The organism is Paraburkholderia sp. BR10937 (genome assembly GCF_040965695.1).
GTDB lineage: Bacteria > Pseudomonadota > Gammaproteobacteria > Burkholderiales > Burkholderiaceae > Paraburkholderia.
Genome location: NZ_JBFRCL010000059.1, coordinates 26057 through 43155, shown reverse-complemented (window position 1 = coordinate 43155; position 17099 = coordinate 26057). Strand labels below are relative to the sequence as shown.

At 61.2% G+C, this 17099-nt stretch carries 16 protein-coding genes; 14 read left to right on the top strand and 2 right to left on the bottom strand.

The features are described 5' to 3' along the window. Window positions 1-203 precede the first annotated feature (203 nt). The 13 genes from AB4Y44_RS34170 (at window position 204) to AB4Y44_RS34110 (ending at window position 14002) form a co-directional block, all read left to right on the top strand. Window positions 204-1391, top strand: a complete 1188-nt coding sequence (locus tag AB4Y44_RS34170; RefSeq protein ID WP_368702014.1) for an acetyl-CoA C-acyltransferase — start codon at window positions 204-206, stop codon at window positions 1389-1391. Window positions 1392-1404: 13 nt separating this feature from the next. Next, window positions 1405-3522 (top strand): 3-hydroxyacyl-CoA dehydrogenase NAD-binding domain-containing protein, encoded by a 2118-nt coding sequence (locus AB4Y44_RS34165; protein ID WP_368702001.1) that lies wholly within the window; start codon window positions 1405-1407, stop codon window positions 3520-3522. A gap of 487 nt (window positions 3523-4009) precedes the next feature. Further along, on the top strand, window positions 4010-4741 hold the full coding sequence (gene phnF / locus AB4Y44_RS34160; protein ID WP_368702000.1) for a phosphonate metabolism transcriptional regulator PhnF: 732 nt from the start codon (window positions 4010-4012) through the stop codon (window positions 4739-4741). 118 nt (window positions 4742-4859) lie between these two features. Beyond that, complete coding sequence (gene phnG, locus AB4Y44_RS34155; RefSeq protein ID WP_368701999.1) at window positions 4860-5336, top strand: phosphonate C-P lyase system protein PhnG; 477 nt, start codon at window positions 4860-4862, stop codon at window positions 5334-5336. Then, entirely contained in the window at window positions 5326-5904 is a 579-nt protein-coding gene (phnH, locus tag AB4Y44_RS34150) for a phosphonate C-P lyase system protein PhnH (protein ID WP_368701998.1), read from the top strand. The genes phnG and phnH overlap by 11 nt, the downstream gene beginning before the upstream one ends. Next, window positions 5904-7034, top strand: a complete 1131-nt coding sequence (locus AB4Y44_RS34145) for a carbon-phosphorus lyase complex subunit PhnI (protein ID WP_368701997.1) — start codon at window positions 5904-5906, stop codon at window positions 7032-7034. The genes phnH and AB4Y44_RS34145 overlap by 1 nt, the downstream gene beginning before the upstream one ends. Then, window positions 7031-7951 (top strand): alpha-D-ribose 1-methylphosphonate 5-phosphate C-P-lyase PhnJ, encoded by a 921-nt coding sequence (locus AB4Y44_RS34140; RefSeq protein WP_368701996.1) that lies wholly within the window; start codon window positions 7031-7033, stop codon window positions 7949-7951. Before AB4Y44_RS34145 ends, AB4Y44_RS34140 begins: the two co-directional genes overlap by 4 nt. Next, window positions 7948-8778 (top strand): ATP-binding cassette domain-containing protein, encoded by an 831-nt coding sequence (locus AB4Y44_RS34135; protein ID WP_368701995.1) that lies wholly within the window; start codon window positions 7948-7950, stop codon window positions 8776-8778. Before AB4Y44_RS34140 ends, AB4Y44_RS34135 begins: the two co-directional genes overlap by 4 nt. A 9-nt stretch (window positions 8779-8787) precedes the next feature. Further along, complete coding sequence (gene phnL, locus AB4Y44_RS34130) at window positions 8788-9510, top strand: phosphonate C-P lyase system protein PhnL (RefSeq protein ID WP_368701994.1); 723 nt, start codon at window positions 8788-8790, stop codon at window positions 9508-9510. Then, the gene (locus AB4Y44_RS34125) at window positions 9507-10661 is read left to right on the top strand and encodes an alpha-D-ribose 1-methylphosphonate 5-triphosphate diphosphatase (RefSeq protein WP_368701993.1); all 1155 of its coding nucleotides are present in this window, start codon (window positions 9507-9509) and stop codon (window positions 10659-10661) included. Before phnL ends, AB4Y44_RS34125 begins: the two co-directional genes overlap by 4 nt. A 10-nt stretch (window positions 10662-10671) precedes the next feature. Then, window positions 10672-11229 carry a phosphonate metabolism protein/1,5-bisphosphokinase (PRPP-forming) PhnN gene (gene phnN, locus AB4Y44_RS34120; RefSeq protein ID WP_368701992.1) on the top strand — a complete coding sequence of 186 codons (558 nt, stop codon included), beginning with the start codon at window positions 10672-10674 and terminating at the stop codon, window positions 11227-11229. A gap of 137 nt (window positions 11230-11366) precedes the next feature. Then, the gene (locus AB4Y44_RS34115) at window positions 11367-12788 is read left to right on the top strand and encodes an MFS transporter (protein WP_368701991.1); all 1422 of its coding nucleotides are present in this window, start codon (window positions 11367-11369) and stop codon (window positions 12786-12788) included. Between the two features lie 872 nt (window positions 12789-13660). Continuing rightward, a complete protein-coding gene (locus AB4Y44_RS34110; protein ID WP_368701990.1) occupies window positions 13661-14002 on the top strand; it encodes a BON domain-containing protein in 342 nt (113 codons plus the stop codon). Window positions 14003-14276: 274 nt separating this feature from the next. Here the strand turns inward: AB4Y44_RS34110 and AB4Y44_RS34105 are convergent, their stop codons facing one another. After that, window positions 14277-15338 carry an IS630 family transposase gene (locus AB4Y44_RS34105; protein WP_368701989.1) on the bottom strand — a complete coding sequence of 354 codons (1062 nt, stop codon included), beginning with the start codon at window positions 15336-15338 and terminating at the stop codon, window positions 14277-14279. After that, window positions 15301-15849 (bottom strand): LysR family transcriptional regulator, encoded by a 549-nt coding sequence (locus tag AB4Y44_RS34100; RefSeq protein WP_368701988.1) that lies wholly within the window; start codon window positions 15847-15849, stop codon window positions 15301-15303. Before AB4Y44_RS34100 ends, AB4Y44_RS34105 begins: the two co-directional genes overlap by 38 nt. A 584-nt stretch (window positions 15850-16433) precedes the next feature. Between AB4Y44_RS34100 and AB4Y44_RS34095 the strand changes: the two genes are divergently transcribed. Continuing rightward, window positions 16434-17087, top strand: coding sequence for a hydrolase (locus AB4Y44_RS34095; protein ID WP_368701987.1), 654 nt, complete (start codon window positions 16434-16436; stop codon window positions 17085-17087). Window positions 17088-17099: the final 12 nt, after the last annotated feature.

Genomic DNA, 17099 nt, shown 5'->3' with positions numbered 1-17099 from the left:
CGGGCGCTGACACACGGGTTTCGATCCGCGCCCTCCCGGCTCGAAGCTCGTCTCGCGCCGGGTGGCAACCTTGGACGCGTTCGGCGCGCAATCATGCGGTGGTGCGCCTGCTGCACGGTTGCTCACAGGGCGATGCCGGCGGTTCAAGTGCAGTCGTATCGGTTTTCGGTTTTCCGTTTTCTTATTTTCTATTGCAGGATCTCATGAGAGAAGCCGTCATCGTCTCCGTCGCGCGGACCCCGATTGGGCGCGCGTACAAAGGGGCATTCAACGCCATCAAGTCACCGACCCTGCTGGGTCACGCTTTTCATCACGCCGTGATCCGTAGCGGCGTGGAGACGGGCGAGGTCGACGATGTCGTCGTTGGCACCGCATTGGCCGCGGGCACTGCCGGGATGAATCTCGCGCGCAATGCGGCGCTGGCGGCGGGTCTCGGCGACGCCGTGAGTGCCCAGACGATGGACAGACAATGTGCGTCTGGCCTGATGGCGGTGGCGACTGCAGCCAAACAGATCATGGTGGACGGTATGCGCGTGGTCGTCGCTGGCGGGCAGGAGAACATCTCTGCAGTTCAAAAGGGCTATCTGGACTGGTCTGCGTCGGAGACCGATCCCGTTGTCCTCGCCAAGGCGCCACATGCCTATATGCCGATGCTGCAGACAGCGGAATTCGTCGCACGCAAATACGACATCACTCGCGAAGCCCAGGATATGTACGCGTGGCAGTCTCAACAGCGCACGGCAGCGGCACAGCGTGCGGGGCGTTTCGACGCTGAGATTGTTCCGCTGACCTGGCCGAAGGCCATCGCCGACAAGGAAACCGGGGAGATCAGCTATCAAGAGGTGACGCTGACCCACGACGAAGGTAACCGTCCCGAAACGACGCTTGAGTCACTCTCGGCCCTGAAGCCGGTGATCGAGGGCGGCACGGTGACGGCCGGCAACGCCAGCCAGCTTTCAGACGGCGCGGCCGCGTGTGTGCTGATGGACGACGCCCTGGCGGCACAGCGTGGCCTGAAACCACTTGGGATCTACCGCGGCATGACTGTGGCGGGCGTGCCTCCGGAAGAAATGGGCATTGGGCCCGTGCTGGCCGTTCCGAAACTCCTCAGGCAGCATGGCTTGACGGTGGAGGACATCGGCCTGTGGGAACTGAACGAGGCGTTCGCCTGCCAGGCGCTGTACTGCCGCGACAGGCTTGGAATCAATCCGGAGATCTATAACGTCAACGGTGGCGGCATTTCAGTCGGACACCCTTACGGGATGACCGGCACGCGACTGGTCGGTCATGCGCTCATCGAAGGGCGACGCCGTGGCGCGCGCTATGTGGTGGTGACGATGTGCGTGGGCGGCGGCATGGGTGCTGCGGGCCTGTTCGAAGTCGTGGCATGAGGAGGCGTAGATCGTGAGCGCTTCCATCACATTCAAACGCGAACAACGCATCGGTCTGATCCTCATCGACAATCCGCCGGTCAACGCCATTTCCGGGCCGTTTGTCGCCGGTCTGGCGCAGGCGCTCGACAGCTTCGAGTCGGCCGATGACCTTGAGGCACTGGTGCTGTACTGCGCGGGGCGAACCTGGGTCGCCGGCGCCGATATCGCGACGTTCGAGGATCCTGCGGGTCTCGCGGTTCAGCCGTTCAATACGCTGCTCGCCCGGCTGGAGGGGCAGCGCCGTCCCGTGATCGCGTCGATGCACGGCACGGTGCTGGGGGGCGGGCTGGAGCTGGCCATGGCGTGCCACCATCGAGTGGCGCAGCCCTCCACCCGCTTTGGTCTGCCAGAGGTGAAGATCGGCCTGATTCCCGGTTCGCTGGGCACGCAGCGCATGCCCCGGCTGATCGGCGCCGAGCTCGCGCTGGACATGATTTTCAGTGGCCGCATGATCGGTGCGGCGCAAGCGAAGCAGGCCGGACTGGTCGATGTCCTGACCGATACCAATGGCGAGCCGCTCGCTGCCGGCCTCGCGGCGGCACAAGCGATGCTGGCAGCGGGCACCCCGCCACGTCGCACCCGCGATCTGGCGACCGTGCCTGCCCCCGCCGACGTACTGGACAAAGCTGAAGCCGCTGCGGCGCGCAAACCGGGTTGGCCCCAGCTCGCGGCTGTGGTGCGCTGCGTGCGCGCAGCCCAGACATTGCCGTTTGCCGACGGTGAAGCCGTGGAGGCCGCCGAATTCGTGAAACTGGTGCCTTCGCCTTCGTCGAGGGCGCTGCGCCACCTGTTCTTCGCCGAACGGGAAGCAGCGAAAATTCCTGGCCTGCCGCGCGACACCGCGCTTCGGCCCATTCGCAAGGTAGGCATCATCGGCGCCGGAACCATGGGCGGCGGCATTGCGATGAACTTTGCCAATGCGGGCATTCCCACGGTGATTGTCGAAGTCTCCGATGAAGCATTGCAGCGTGGTTTAGCCCTGATTCGCAGGAACTACGAGGCCAGTGCCGCAAAGGGAAGGCTGGCGGCCGATCAGCTAGCCGAGCGCATGGGCCGGCTGGAAGGCTCGCTCGATTACGCTGCGCTGGCCGATTGCGATCTGGTCATCGAAGCCGTGTTCGAAGACCTCGAGCTTAAGAAAGAAGTGTGTGGGCGACTTGGATCCGTGGTCAGACGAGGCACCATCATTGCCACCAACACGTCCACCCTTGACGTGGATGTGCTGGCACGCGCCACGGGCCGCCCGGCCGACGTGGTGGGCATGCACTTCTTCAGCCCGGCCAACGTCATGCGGCTGCTGGAAGTCGTGCGTGGCGCTGATACCGCGCCGGCTGTACTGGCTACCGTCCTGAAGCTTGCCGCCACCATTGGAAAGGTGCCGGTAGTTTCGGGTGTGTGCTACGGGTTCATCGGCAACCGTATGGCTGAGGTTTATATACGGGAGGCCGAGTTTCTCGTCATGGAGGGCGCCGATCCCGCGCAGGTGGACGCAGTCGCCGAAACGCTCGGCATGGCCATGGGACCCTGTCGCATGGTCGACATGGCCGGTGTGGATGTGGGGGCGAGGATGGTCATTGAATGCGGTAAGGCCGGTGGCTTGCCGCCTGATCCAAGCTACCGCGCGCTGGTGCAGAAGCTGTTTGCACTGGGACGTCATGGCCAGAAGACCGGCAAGGGGCTTTACCGGTACGACGGGCGTGCGCCGGTACCCGATCCAGAGGTGACCGCCATCGCGCAGGAACTCGCCGCGCAGCACGGCATCGCCCGGCGCCTGGCAGACGCCATCAGCCAGTCCGAGATTACCGAGCGCCTGTTGTATCCGTTGATCAACGAAGGCCTGAAGATCCTGGAGGAAGGGATTGCGTATCGCCCTGGCGACATCGACGAGGTTTGGGTCGCTGGTTACGGATTTCCCGACTTCCGTGGCGGCCCGATGTGGATGGCGGACGCGATCGGACTGAAAGTTATTGCTGAACGGCTGGCACACTATGCCACCACTCGCGGTGACACCTTCGGCTATTGGAAGCAAGCCAATCTACTGACCGCGCTGGCAGCCAGTGGCACGGCTCTGGCACAGTGGCGGCGCTGAGGTCGGGCGGACATCGCAACGTCCTGCGGGACGCTACGAAGAAACATGGACCCGGTCGCCAGCCTATGGCGTGCGGGTCATCAAATCTGCCTCAGCTCGCATTTTTCCACGTGAGCCTGATATCCTCGGCCAGCGAAAGTGCGATGGCGCTGTGCCTCGCGATCAATTCTCCGCGCGTCGCTTCGTTGACCATGAAGCTAACCGTGCTGCAATAAACCGTGCCATTGCGCCCCGTCAGCGGCACGGACAGTCCGATGTTGCCGGGCTGCCATTAATCTAATCGCGGCTGCATCATGGATCGGCTCGAAGCGGCCGTAGCGAGACCCCACTCAGCCGGTCTGAGAAGCAAATCCAGGTGATACGTTACTCGTCCGCCGATGTCGTTGCTAACGCAACGTGAAATCTGCGCGAGCACAACGAACACCATCACATATCTGTCACAGAATCTTTGTAGCATTCGCTTATCTACTTATCTAGATAACCGGATATGAGCTTGTACGCGGTCACACGAGAGCAGGGCGCATCCTTGTATGCCCAGATAGCACGGCAACTGGAACAGGAGATCGTCAGCCTGTATGTGCCTGGCGACTATCTCCCATCCGAAGCCGAGCTTGCTTCGCGCTTCGGGGTGAACCGGCACACGCTGCGTCGTGCGATTGACGAGTTGGTCGATGCAGGCCTGGTGGAGCGCCGTCACGGCCGCGGCATCCTGGTGCTCAATAACCAGATCGACTACCAGATCGGCAAGACCACGCGTTTTACCGAAAACCTGAACGCTCAAGGTTTGCAGGCCGGAAACCGCGTCCTGCGCAAGCAGACCGTGCCTGCAAGCATGCGCATTGCCGAACGCCTTGCCATATCGGAAGGCGCGCCCGTGCATTGGCTGGAAACGTTGCGAAGCGTGGACGGCAAGCCGATGTGTCTGATTTCGCATTTTTTGCCAGCACAGCGTTTCCCCGATCTGCTGGACAGCTATCAGGGCGACTCCCTTCACGCTTTTCTGAGCGCGGAGTATGGCTGCCAGCTACGTCGTGTCGATAGCGCCGTCACGGCAGTGTTACCCCAGGGGGACGATGCGCGAATCCTCGGCATGCCGCAAAACCAGCCCGTCTTGCGGGTGAAGAGCGTGAACGTGGATGAGCGCGACAACCACCCGGTCGAGTATGTGATTACCCGGTTTCGCGCGGACCGCGTTCAGTTGCGCATTCCGCTGGTGTAACCGGGTCAGGGCGTCGCCACGTTCAAAGTTTCAGGCCTGCGTGGCGCATGCGACCCAGCAGGACGATTTACTGATTTTCATATCTGTCCATTCATATGGATATTAGAAAGGAATGCTAATGGAAGCGAAATCGCTGCAGCCCGCGCGCGGCGACTGGATGCGCTACTGGATGAACGTCCCGGCCCAGCGCATTCGCGAACTCGCGCATCACCTCAGTGAGCGATTTCAGGTGGCAGACCTGGAAATCCCGCAATCCGGCCTCGCCTTGGTGCCGCTTGCTGACGCTGCCATGGGCGAGATTTATTACCTCGGGGAGATTCCGGTCGCCAAGGCGCATGTGCGCCTAACCAACCCGCAAGGCAGCACCGCCGAAGGCGCCGCGATTGTCATGGTTGACCGCACCAGCCTGATTCGCGCGCTCGCGATTCTCGATGCGGTAACTGCCGCCGCCTGGCCCGGGCACGAAGACGCCATGAGACTGCTTCACGAAGGCAAGCGGGCCGTCGAAGCCACCGCCGCCGATCGCAAGAAGCTGCTGGCCGCCACGCGCGTGGACTTCTCGTTGCTCGCCACACAGGAGGACGATGATGAATAAGCTGGAGACGCGTATCGTCTCGCACCCGACCGACTGGACTCCGCTGGCTCAGCAGCGCGCGTTTCGCAGCATCGTGGACGCATTTTCCTATCCCGGCCGCATTGTCAAACTCGAGACGCAGGCCGCACATGTGCTGCCTATCGTGCTTGCCACGCTGGCCGATCCCGCAACCCTGCTGGCCGACCCTTGCGAGCTGGTTGATGCGGCAGACCGTCAGCGGCTCGGAGCGAAGTCCGCGAGTGCAGACCAGGCCCGGTTCGTCGTGATGCCGGGCAGTCAAGCACCCGATTTTGAACCTGCACTCGGCACGCTCGACAGTCCGGAGAAGGGCGCAACACTCATCCTGATCGCGGATGAAATCGGGCAGGGCTCAGGATTGATTCTCAGCGGGCCCGGCATCCAGAGCAGCACTTCGCTGCAGGTGACGGGTATCGACCCGCAATGGTGGAAGCTGCGCAGGAAGTGGAATAGCGCCTTCCCGCTCGGTGTCGATGTGGCGCTTCTGGGCGAACACAGCGTCGTCGCACTGCCCAGAACGATCAAGGTTGCCGCAGAGGGAGGCCGGTAATGGGCTATGTAGCTATCAAGGGCGGCGGCAGGGCAATCCGGGGCGCGGAGCAGGTCGTCGAAGCGCTGCGTACGGCCGAGGGGGAAAACGGCACGCCGTTGACCCTGCAGACCATCGAACACCAGCTTCGCTCGCTCACCTCGCGAGTGGTTTCAGAAGGTGGCTTGTATCACCCGCGTCTCGCCGCGCTCGCGATCAAACAGATGCAAGGTGACACGCTCGAAGCGGCGTTTGCACTGCGCGCCTATCGCTCGACGAAACCCCGGCTGCTCGAGGCGCCCGTACAGCATACCGGTGAAATGCGTGTGATCCGCCGCATCTCGAGCGCGTTCAAGGATATTCCTGGCGGTCAGATGCTCGGGCCGACTAACGACTACGCGCTGCGTCTCATGCGTCTGGACCTCGCCAACGAATCGCCCGAAGCGTTTCGCTCTGTCGCACGCACGTTCCTCGACTCGATCGATGAAAGCGATCTGCCCGACACCTTCCCGAAGGTGGTCGACGCGCTGCGTGAGGAGGGGCTGCTGCCGAAGCTCCAGCCGTCGCAGGCCGAACCGTTCGACGTCACGCGCGACCCGCTGATCTTCCCGGTGCCGCGCTCCGCCGCGCTCGCAACCATGGCGCGCGCCGAGACCGGTTCGCTGCTTGCGATTGCGTACTCGAACATGCGCGGCTACGGCGATGTGCACCCGACGGTGGCCGAACTGCGTGTGGGCTATGTGCCGGTGCGCATTCCCCATCCGGTCACAGGCGAACTCGTCGAGGCGGGCGAAGTCCTGATGACCGAGTGCGAGATGGTGGCGATGTACGAGAGCGATGACAGCGATGGTCCGCCCGTCTTCACGCTCGGCTATGGCGCGTGTTTCGGCCATAACGAAGTCAAGGCAATCTCGATGGCGGTGCTCGACCGTTCGCTGCAGAACGGCATGCGTGACGGTCCGACCAATCCGTCGGAAGACCCCGAATTCGTGCTGCTGCATATCGATGGCGTGGATTCGATGGGTTTCGCGAGCCACTACAAGATGCCGCACTACGTCACGTTCCAGTCGGATATGGACCGGTTGCGCACGACGCAGGAAAAGGCTGCGGGCAAGCACGCCGAACAGGATGAACAAGGAGTCGAGCAATGAACGAACTCTACGAACTGCCGCTCGACGAGGCGGGTTACAGCTTCGGCTTTCTCGATGAATATGCGAAGCGGGAAATCCGCCGCGCGGTGATCAAGGCGATCTGCGTGCCCGGCTACCAGACACCGTATGCGTCGCGCGAAATGCCGATGGGGCGCGGGTTTGGAACCGGCGGTCTGCAACTGACGCTGTCCCTCGTTGGGCCGGACGACACGCTCAAGGTGATCGACCAGGGTTCGGACGACTCCGTGAACGCGGTCAATCTGCGTCATTTTGTAGAACTGACCTGCGAGGGCGTGCAGACCACCGAGCATACCGGCGAGGCCACGCTGATCCAGTCGCGCCACCGCATTCCCGAGGTGGCGTTGACCGAAAAGCAGATCCTGGTCCTGCAGGTGCCGTATCCCGATCCGCTGGTCGTGGTGGAACCCTCCGAGGCTCGCCGCAAGACCATGCACGGCGAGGGCGACTATTCGCGCCTCTTGACCAAGCTCTACGAAGACATCGTGCAGTTCGACGAAATCACGATTTCGCATCGCTACCCGACGCGTATCAACGGCCACTACGTGATCGACCCGAGCCCGATCCCGCGCTACGACGTGCCGCAGCTGCACATGTCCGCTGCGCTGGTACTGCTCGGCGCGGGCCGCGAGAAGAAGATCTACGCGGTGCCCCCGTACACGCGTGCGGTCCCGCTCGCGTTCGACGACGTGCCGTTCCGTACCGAAGACTTCCGCGACGAGCACGGCCAGCGCCGCGCCTGTGTGCGCTGTGGCTCGACCGAAAGCTTTCTCGACGAGATCATTGGCGATGACGGCGGCAAGTCGTACCAGTGCTCGGATTCGGACTACTGCAACGATTATCGCAACGGCCACATCCATGCGAAGGCCGAGGCAACGACTGAAGGAGCCGCTCAGTGAGCCCCATTCTTCAAGTGCGCGGCTTGACCAGGATCCATGGTTCGGGCTGCGAACGATGTATCGAGAGCACCGGGCCTGAACAGGACACCAACATTTGCCCGCATTGCGGGTCGGTGGTGGCAGCCCACAATGTCAGCTTCGACCTGAAGCCCGGCGAGATCCTCGGCATCATGGGCGAATCAGGATCGGGCAAGTCGACCGTCGTCAAGACGCTCTATTTCGATGAAATGCCGACCGCGGGTTCGGCGCGCTTCTTCGACGACGAGAACGACTCGGACCTCTTCGCAGCGAACGCCGCCGAACAGCGCTGGTTGCGCAACCATCGTTTCGGCATGGTGTACCAGAACCCGCACCTCGGCTTGAATTTCAACGTATCGGCGGGTGGCAATATCGCCGAGCGCCTGCTGATGAACGATGTGACGCTGTACGGCGAAATCCGCGAACGCGCGCGCGATCTGCTCTCGCGCACCGAGGTGCTGCCCGAGCGCATGGATGAATCCCCGAAGAAGTTTTCGGGCGGCATGCAGCAGCGCGTGCAGATCGCAAAGGCGCTCGCAACCCGTCCGCCGCTGCTGTTCCTCGACGAAGTGACCACCGGACTCGATCTCTCGGTGCAGGCGCGCATTCTGGACCTGATCCTTGAGATCCAGCAGGAACTCGGTACCGCGATGATTGCGGTGACGCACGATCTCGGTGTGATCCGCCTGCTCGCGGGCCGCACCATCGTCATGAAGTACGGCCGCATCATCGAGTCGGGCCTGACCGACCAGATCCTCGAAGACCCGCAGCATGCGTACACGCAGCGGCTTGTGGCCTCCGCTCTCTGAGGTAAACCCATGTCCGCGATCCTGACTGTTGAAAACCTGAGCAAACACTTCACGCTGCATGACCAGAACAAGACCATTCCGTCGTGCGCGAACGTGTCCTTCACCGTCGAACCCGGTGCGCTGTCTGCGCTGATCGGCCCGACCGGTGCGGGCAAGTCGTCCGTGCTGAAGTGCATCTACCGTACTTACCTGCCGAGCGCCGGGCGAGCGCTGTACCGCACCGTTGCGGGCGACACGGTCGATCTCGCGCAGGCGTCCGAGCACGAGGTGCTCGCGCTGCGCAAGCACGAGATTGGCTTCGTCACGCAGTTCCTGCACTGCCTGCCGCGCAAGGCCGCCGTCGATGTCGTGGCCGAGCCGATGCTCGTGCGCGGCGCGACGCGTGCCGACGCGCGCGACAAGGCGCGTGGACTGCTCGATGCGCTGAACGTGCCCGAGCGACTTTGGGAAGTGCCGCCTGCGACATTCTCGGGCGGTGAAAAGCAGCGCGTCAACCTCGCGCGTGGCCTGGCCGCTCGCCCGCGCCTGCTGCTGCTCGACGAACCGACCGCGAGCCTCGATCCTCGCACCACCGACAAGGTGGTGGAGATCCTGCAGGCGATCAAGGCGGAAGGCGTGGCGATGCTCGCCATCTTCCATCATCCCGAGCTGGTCACGCGCCTTGCCGACCAGGTGATCGAACTGGCGCCGCCGGTTGTCCGCCAATCTCTTTCCGAGGCGACCACGCTATGAGCCGCCAACTCCTGACGAACGCCACCGTCGTTCTCGCTGACGAAGTGCGCCAGAAACTGGCCGTGCTCATCGAGGACGGCAAGATTGCCGCACTCGATCCTGAGGGTGCCGGCGATGCAACGGTGATCGACCTGAAAGACCATACCCTGATGCCGGGGATGATCGACCTGCACTGCGACTCGCTGGAAAAAGAGGTTGAACCTCGTCCGGGCGTGCACTTTGCGTTTGACTTCGCCTGCGCGCAGGCAGACAAGCGCAATGCGTCTGCGGGCATCACCACGGTATTTCATGCGCTGTCATTCGCGAACCGCGAGTTCGGCGTGCGCAACAACGAAACCGCAGCCGCGCTCGGCCGCGCGATCCACGCCTGGCAAGCGCATGCATTGATCGACAACAAGTTCCATGCGCGCTTCGAGGTAACCGACGTGACCGCCCCTCCCGTTCTGTCTGGCCTGATGGAAGCGGGCGCGATTGACATGATTTCGTTCATGGATCACAGCCCGGGCCAGGGTCAGTTTCGCGACGTGGAGTCGTTCCGCAACTATCTTGCGAACGCCTACAAGGCCGACGATGCCACGCTCGACGTAATCGTGAAGCAAAAGGCGGAAGCAGCGAAAGGCGCGGTCGAGCGCATGCAGCAGCTAGCTAAGCTGGCGCATGCCAATGGCGTTGCGATTGCAAGTCACGACGACGATTCAGCGACCAAGGTCGAGTTGGTACGCGACCTCGGTGCGACGGTCTCGGAGTTTCCGATCAATCTCGAAACGGCCCAGGCCGCGCGCAGCCACGGCATTGCCACGCTGTTCGGCGCGCCGAACATCCTGCGCGGCAAGTCGCAGTCGGGCAATATGCGCGCGCTCGACGCCGTGCTGGCAGGCGTCGCGGACTGTCTGTGCGGCGACTACTCGCCCGCCTCGTTGCTGCCGGCCACGTTCAAGCTGCCTGAGGTCGCGGACATTTCGCTTGCGCATGCGGTACTGCTCGTGACGCGCAATCCCGCGCGGGCCGCCGGGCTGTACGACCGCGGCGAGATCGCGGTGGGCAAACGTGCCGATCTCGTCGCAGTCCAGCGCGTTGGCGGCCTGCCGCATGCCGACCAGGTGTGGTCGCGGGGCAAGCTCGTGCTCGGCGCGAGCCGGGTGCAACATTGAGGCCGGGTCCATGTCAGGCAAGCTGATCTATGTAAGCGGCCCTTCCGGTAGCGGCAAGGACAGCCTGTTACGCCATGCGCGCGAACAACTGTCCGGCCACGCCCGGATCTGCTTTGCTCACCGCTACATCACGCGCGCAGCGGACGCCGGTGGCGAAAATCACGTCGCCCTGAGTCCGGGAGAGTTCGCGGCGCGCAGCAACTCGAACCTGTTTGCTTTGGACTGGGCGAGCAATGGGTTGCAATACGGCATCGGGGCCGAGATCGACCACTGGCTGGACAAGGGGTTGACCGTCGTGATGAACGGATCGCGCGAGTACCTGCCGCAGGCGCGTGAACGCTACCCGTATCTCGTGCCGGTGGAGATTGCCGTGCCGGAAGCGGTACTGCGGGAACGCCTTCTGGCGCGCGGCCGCGAAACGCCGGAGCAAGTTGCGCAGCGCCTGCAGCGCAATCGCTTGCTCGAGCGGTCGTCCAGCCAGCTGGAAATCATCCGTAATGACGGCGATCTCAAAGAGGCGGGGCAGGCGCTGGTTTCGCTGATTCTGCGTTGCGCGGAGCAATCGTGATCCGCGGAAAGTCCGCCCGTCCCATGAGGAGCGCTATGGCCAGCTAGCCCGCGCGTTAGCGCCAGATTGTGTCGTCAATATTTCAATTTACTTAGCATTGCAAATAAATATTCAGATCAGGAAAGGAGCATATCGACATGACTTCCCGAACCACCATCAAGACCGACGCCTTAACCAGGCTCGATCACATGCCGTGGACACGCTTCCACACCCTGCTAACGGTCGCGCTTGGAGTGGGCTGGACGCTTGATTCGTTTGAAACCAATATCATCGGTAGCGTGTTCGGTACGATCAAGGCGCTTTGGCACCTCGATGCCGCCCAAAGCTCGCTGGCAGTGAGCGTGTGGGTGCTCGGCATTCTGGTCGGCGCGGTGGCCTTCGGCTACCTGGCGGATCGTTTTGGCCGAAAACGCCTGTTTCTTGCGACGCTCCTGTGGTATGCCGCGTTCAGCGTAGCAACCATCTTCGCGTGGGATTACAACTCCTTCCTCGTATTCCGCGCACTGACCGCGCTCGCCGTGGGCGGCGAATACTCCGCCGTGACGGCGACCATGGGCGAGTTCATCCCGCGCCGCAATCGCGGACGAACCGACTCGCTGATCCTGTCCGGTTTTCCGCTCGGCGCCGTGTTGTCGGCCATTGTTTCGTACTTCGCGCTCAACCACCTTTCTCCCGACGTGGCGTGGCGAGTGGGCTTTGGCCTGGGTACCACGATGGCCCTGATTTTCTTCTGGATTCGTCGCGTGATTCCCGAATCTCCGCGCTGGCTGCTGCAGCAAGGGCGCGTGGCTGAAGCCGAGGCAATCGTCGATGAAATTGCCGCGTATGCAAAGGGCGCGGGGATCAGTGCCGAAACCGAAGCGCAGAAGCGCTATGAACCCACCATGATGGTGCCGGCACACCCGACGTTCTGGCGCAACATTGGTGAACTGGCTGGACGCTATCGCGGTCCGTGCAGCCTTGCCAGTGCCCTGAACTTCTCGCAGGCCGTCGTTGTATATGGTGTGCTGTCGTTGATGGCGCTCGTTATTTTGCCGTACATGAAAGTGCCTGCTGCCGCGATGCCGATCTACTACATTTACGGCAACATAGCGGCGTTGCTGGGCGGTCTGCTGGCTTCATATGTACTCGAGTCGTGGGGGCGTCGCTCCTCGTTGTTCACGAGCTACACGTTCACCGTGCTCGCGATTCTGGTGGTGTACTTCGCACAATCGCTGCCTTCCATGGTGTTCGGTTACTGCCTGATCCAGTTCGGCGTGACATGGGGCTATATCTCGGCTTACGTGGTATCGGCTGAAATCCTGCCGACACGGCTGCGCGCCTCGGGTTTGGGCGTATCCGTTGCATTCGGTCGAGTGGGCGCAATGGCTACGCCGCTGCTGTTGACGAGTGCTTTCAGCTCGACGGGCACACCTTCCGCACCGCTGCTTGTCCTGCTGGGGCTTGCTCTGCCGGGCCCGGTTGCCGCCGCGATCTGGTGGGTCAAGGGACGCGAAACCCGGAATATTTCGCTGGAGGAAGGCAGCGATGATGCATTGACGGGTGCCGCAGCGCAGTAATATTGTGAGCGCGCAAAGCGCAGACGGTTGGAGACTCAAAGGGCTGCAGAAAATTCTCTGCGGCCCTTTTCATTTTGTCGTCAACATGTCAGCTACGACGATCTCTGAAACGTCGCGCGAACATATTCACGGCGGCTTAGCGGGCGTGGCGAAAGAGAAATATCGGTTAGTTCAAGGAACGCCTTCTCCGGCGATCTGTAGTATCAAAGGTAGCGAAACTACTTGGCTGGCTGGGGCGTCCCTACGACCCACGGGCGCCTGGAGAACATCGATTCGGTGCAAAAGGTAGCGCACAGACAATGTCACCAGCCCTTGAAATAGTTATCCGCGTGAGCCGGAAGCGGATGGCGGCTTTTGGTGGAAGCCGGTCGCCACACTGGCGCTGTCCTCCAAGCTCGGAGCGACGCTTCCTGGCCGAACCCGGAAGTTCATAGCAGTCGATGAACTACCCGCTCGACTCAAGCGATGATCTTCCGTGGCCGACCCTAAACGGTTGGCTGCTATTCAGTCGACTAGCAGCTTTCCGCTCTACAAGGGACGTCTGTTGCTTCGTTGCTTCGAACGCGTAGCCCTAAGCTAGCTCGCGCGGCCCCGGCAGTTTCCGCCATTTTCTGTCCATTAAGTGCCAGAATTGCACTTGTCCCACTCTACGTATGGGGTGTGACAACATAAAATTGGAAACGCATCGCCTTCCCGTAGGCGGCCGGGGCACTTGTGTTCCAACGTGGGCTTGGCGAAATCGATCCCACACCGTCATGCCTTTTGGCACTGTTGCACCGAGTACAAGTCGTCAAAGTTCGTCCGACGTTCCGTTTGCCTACCTGTGAGACTACCGTTCGGATTCGTCGCAACGCTGAAAAAGGAGAAAGTGAATGAAGACTATTCAGGCAATCAAACTAGCCGGTGGCGCATTGATCGTCGCCGTTTCGGTCAGCGCATGGGCGCAGGGGAACGATACGAGCACGGCGCCCGCCACTTCGCAATCGTCGAAGCAGGCCAACCACGCGCTGGAGAAGAAAGTGCGTGCCGCGCTGAATCACGCGAAGGACATCAAAACGGAGAACATTTTGATTCGCGCTCGCGGTGGCGCGGTGACGCTGGAAGGCACCGTTCCGGATGCTTCGCAGGTCGACAAGGCCACTCAAGTCGCTCAGGGCGTTGCCGGCGTGACCTCGGTCAAGAGTGCACTGACCATCAAGGAACCGGGTCAGTAAGTCAAGCCTTTGGCGGGGCCGCCCTTCCGTTTGCACGAGGATACGGCTTCGCCGTTCCCGCTGAGTTTCCGGCATGCAGAAATTTCAATCAACCTGAGTTAACCGGACTATTGATCCGTCGTCGTGCCAACCAATATTGGCAGACTCGCGCGTTGCGAAAAGCGACTTAGTTCCAATATCGCGATGCCAGCCCGTTGCCGAGATGCACGGCCTCAACTGCCGTATTCAACCGCCGAAGATGCGGTCGTCGTCGCGAACGGACTAGTCGACTGCGTCATTGAAATGGCACTGGTCTAATTCGCCGAGATGGATCGTCGTATTTCCATTTGATCGGCCGGGGATTCTTGTTGTGCTCGCGGATATAGCGCATCAGCTTGCGCTCCAAATCCTTTACCGTGGTGAAGATGCCTCGCGTGATCACGTCGCGCTGGATGCGCGAGAACCAGTTCTCCACCTGATTCAGCCAGGAGGTATAGGTCGGCGTGTAATGCAATCGCACGTTTCGGTGTTGCCGCAGGAACTCTTGCACGCGCGTGGTCTTGTGGCTGTTGACGTTGTCGCAGATCACATGGCTTTCTTGTTTGGGCCGCTGGCTGGCGATAACGTCGGTGAGGAAGACCACGAACTGCTCGCTGGTATGGCGCGGCGCCGTCTTGCCGATAACTTCCCCGGTTGTCGTGTTGAGCGCGGCGAACAGGCTCAACGTGCCGTTGCGCTTGTATTCGAAGCCGTGGCTCTCGGCGCGCCCGGGCGACAGCGGCAGCATCCGGTCTTTACGATCCAGAGCCTGAATTGCCGTCTTCTCGTCTACGCAGAACACCACCGCGTGTGCGGGCGGGTTCAGATACAGACCGATCACGTCCGCCGCCTTGGTCTCGAAGTCAGGATCATTTGAGACCATGTGCGTATCGAGCCGATGGGGGCGCACGCCGTGCTTGCGCCAGATGCGCTGGACCGTGGAAGCGCCCACATCGCCCAAAGCCGCGGCAAGCTTATAGCTGCTCCAATGCGTCGAGCCGTCCGGGGGCCGCTGCTTGAGCGTGAGATTCAGAACCCGCGCCTCCAGCTTTTCAGGCGGATGCACCGGAGCTCGTCCCGGATGGCGCGCGTACAGGCCTGCCAGCCGCTCGGCCAGAAACCGGCTCGACCAACGGCTAATGAAGCGAGAGTCACAGCGCAGCCGCTGCATGATCGCCTCACGTGTTTCGCCGTCGTCAAGCATCAGGATCAACCGGGCACGCCGCGTGTCGGCTGCGCGCACCGTTTGGCTACGAGCCACCGACAGCAATTGTTTGCGCTCAAGCGTGGTCAAGTTCATCTTTTCCATGTGTTTCATTGAATACCAATTCAGGTGCTTTTTCAATGACGCAATGGACTAGCCGCTTAGTGATGAGCTTCAGACGGTCGAGTGTCTCAGCAACGGTGCGCGTGAATGACCGTTCCTGACTCGCTAGCTCACGCACGGAAAATCTATGGTCCGCCCCAGTTTTGGACCCCTGATCCCGTGGACTCCCGCCGCCTCGCCGACTCCGCATTAGTATTCGCGTCGCAGCGGTCGTCAATGTAACCTTCATCGCTTGACCGACCCGGTCAAACAATCTGGCGTGCAAATCATCTTCAAAATGCGAAACGACGCGCGAGACGGACGCGACGCGGCAATCGAGAACGTTGACCGCGTCCGTAATACTGCTGGCTTCGGCGCCGCGTAGGAACACGCGCAACATACGTATCTTGTCCATCTCACTCCAACGGTTTTGCTGACAATACCAGCGCGACTTTGAAACTGGATTGACAAGAAACGGCGTTGTACCGGCAGTCGTTTGTAAGGCAAAGGTCTTGACCGCCATTGTCAAACCGTTGCACAGAAGCGCGTTTCCATGAATTGGCCGAATCTAGTAGTGCACATGCACATACAAGAAGCAGAGGAACGCGGTAAGTTCTCCAAAAATATATGCCGTCACCTTGCGGGACTTCTCTTTTGCGCAAGAAATCAGCAGGCAGCGCGGCGTCCTGCCTCAGAGAGCGTAGAGGAATGCCGGGATTGGGAACAACACTCGCACGTTGTCGGGGCCAGGTCGCCTCCGATTCGACCGAACATCGAACCCCGTTCATCTGTTCGTGCCCCCGGATTGAGTAGTAAGTAGCTTCATTCGTGCGATGAAATCCAATCAAACATCGATCTGACCTTCCACAGTTTCCGAGTTGGTTCAGACCTATGAACCGAACCTGTCGTTGTTCCACCTCGAACCCCACGGCATGATTCTGCCAACGAATCCGAGACGACCCAACAACACCAATTGCGTCGCCGCTCTTTCGTTAGGTGATGGATCACATCCTGCCCAGTCGCTGCGGTGAACTCCGGTAGCGCCGGCAACATGGATCGGTCTTCATCACACAATGTCACGTTTTCAGATTCCACATTGGAGAACACATGCCTCAAGCTCAAGCCAAACCGGGAGAGCGACTGCTTTCACCGGTCGACCACACGCTGATCATGATTGACCATCAGTCGCAGATGGCCTTTGCGACGAAGTCGATCGATCCCGTCGTACTGCGTAACAACGCAGCGCTCGTAGCAAACGCCGCCAGGGAGTTTGCTGTTCCGACCATTCTGACTACGGTTGCCGCGAAGACTTTTTCCGGCCCAATCTTCGACGAGATCAAATCGGTTTTTCCGGAAACGAACATCATCGACCGCACGTCGATGAATACATGGGAAGACCAGCGTATCGCCGACCGCGTCAATGCAATCGGCAAGCCACGCATTGTATTCGCGGGTCTGTGGACGAGCGTGTGCATTGTCGGTCCGGCGCTGTCCGCGATCGATCAGGGCTTCGAAGCGTATGTGATTGCCGATGCATGCGGCGACGTGAGCGACGAAGCCCATCAGCGAGCGATGGAGCGCATGGTGCAGGCAGGCGCACGTCCCATGACTTCGCTGCAATATCTGCTCGAACTGCAACGCGACTGGGCACGTAGCGAAACGTACAACCAGACTGTGGCGACGTCGATCCAGCACGGCGGCGGCTACGGTCTCGGCCTTGTCTACGCGAAGACGATGTTCGGTGGTAGCGAGGGTCACTGACCTTAAAGGGTT

Coding starts and splice junctions, on each gene's coding strand:
- AB4Y44_RS34100 (WP_368701988.1), bottom strand. CDS start 15,849: ATGGCGGTCAAGACCTTTGCCTTACAAACGACTGCCGGTACAACGCCG.
- phnF (WP_368702000.1), top strand. CDS start 4,010: ATGAGCTTGTACGCGGTCACACGAGAGCAGGGCGCATCCTTGTATGCC.
- AB4Y44_RS34125 (WP_368701993.1), top strand. CDS start 9,507: ATGAGCCGCCAACTCCTGACGAACGCCACCGTCGTTCTCGCTGACGAA.
- AB4Y44_RS34145 (WP_368701997.1), top strand. CDS start 5,904: ATGGGCTATGTAGCTATCAAGGGCGGCGGCAGGGCAATCCGGGGCGCG.
- AB4Y44_RS34110 (WP_368701990.1), top strand. CDS start 13,661: ATGAAGACTATTCAGGCAATCAAACTAGCCGGTGGCGCATTGATCGTC.
- phnH (WP_368701998.1), top strand. CDS start 5,326: ATGATGAATAAGCTGGAGACGCGTATCGTCTCGCACCCGACCGACTGG.
- phnG (WP_368701999.1), top strand. CDS start 4,860: ATGGAAGCGAAATCGCTGCAGCCCGCGCGCGGCGACTGGATGCGCTAC.
- AB4Y44_RS34115 (WP_368701991.1), top strand. CDS start 11,367: ATGACTTCCCGAACCACCATCAAGACCGACGCCTTAACCAGGCTCGAT.
- phnN (WP_368701992.1), top strand. CDS start 10,672: ATGTCAGGCAAGCTGATCTATGTAAGCGGCCCTTCCGGTAGCGGCAAG.
- phnL (WP_368701994.1), top strand. CDS start 8,788: ATGTCCGCGATCCTGACTGTTGAAAACCTGAGCAAACACTTCACGCTG.
- AB4Y44_RS34095 (WP_368701987.1), top strand. CDS start 16,434: ATGCCTCAAGCTCAAGCCAAACCGGGAGAGCGACTGCTTTCACCGGTC.
- AB4Y44_RS34170 (WP_368702014.1), top strand. CDS start 204: ATGAGAGAAGCCGTCATCGTCTCCGTCGCGCGGACCCCGATTGGGCGC.
- AB4Y44_RS34140 (WP_368701996.1), top strand. CDS start 7,031: ATGAACGAACTCTACGAACTGCCGCTCGACGAGGCGGGTTACAGCTTC.
- AB4Y44_RS34105 (WP_368701989.1), bottom strand. CDS start 15,338: ATGAAACACATGGAAAAGATGAACTTGACCACGCTTGAGCGCAAACAA.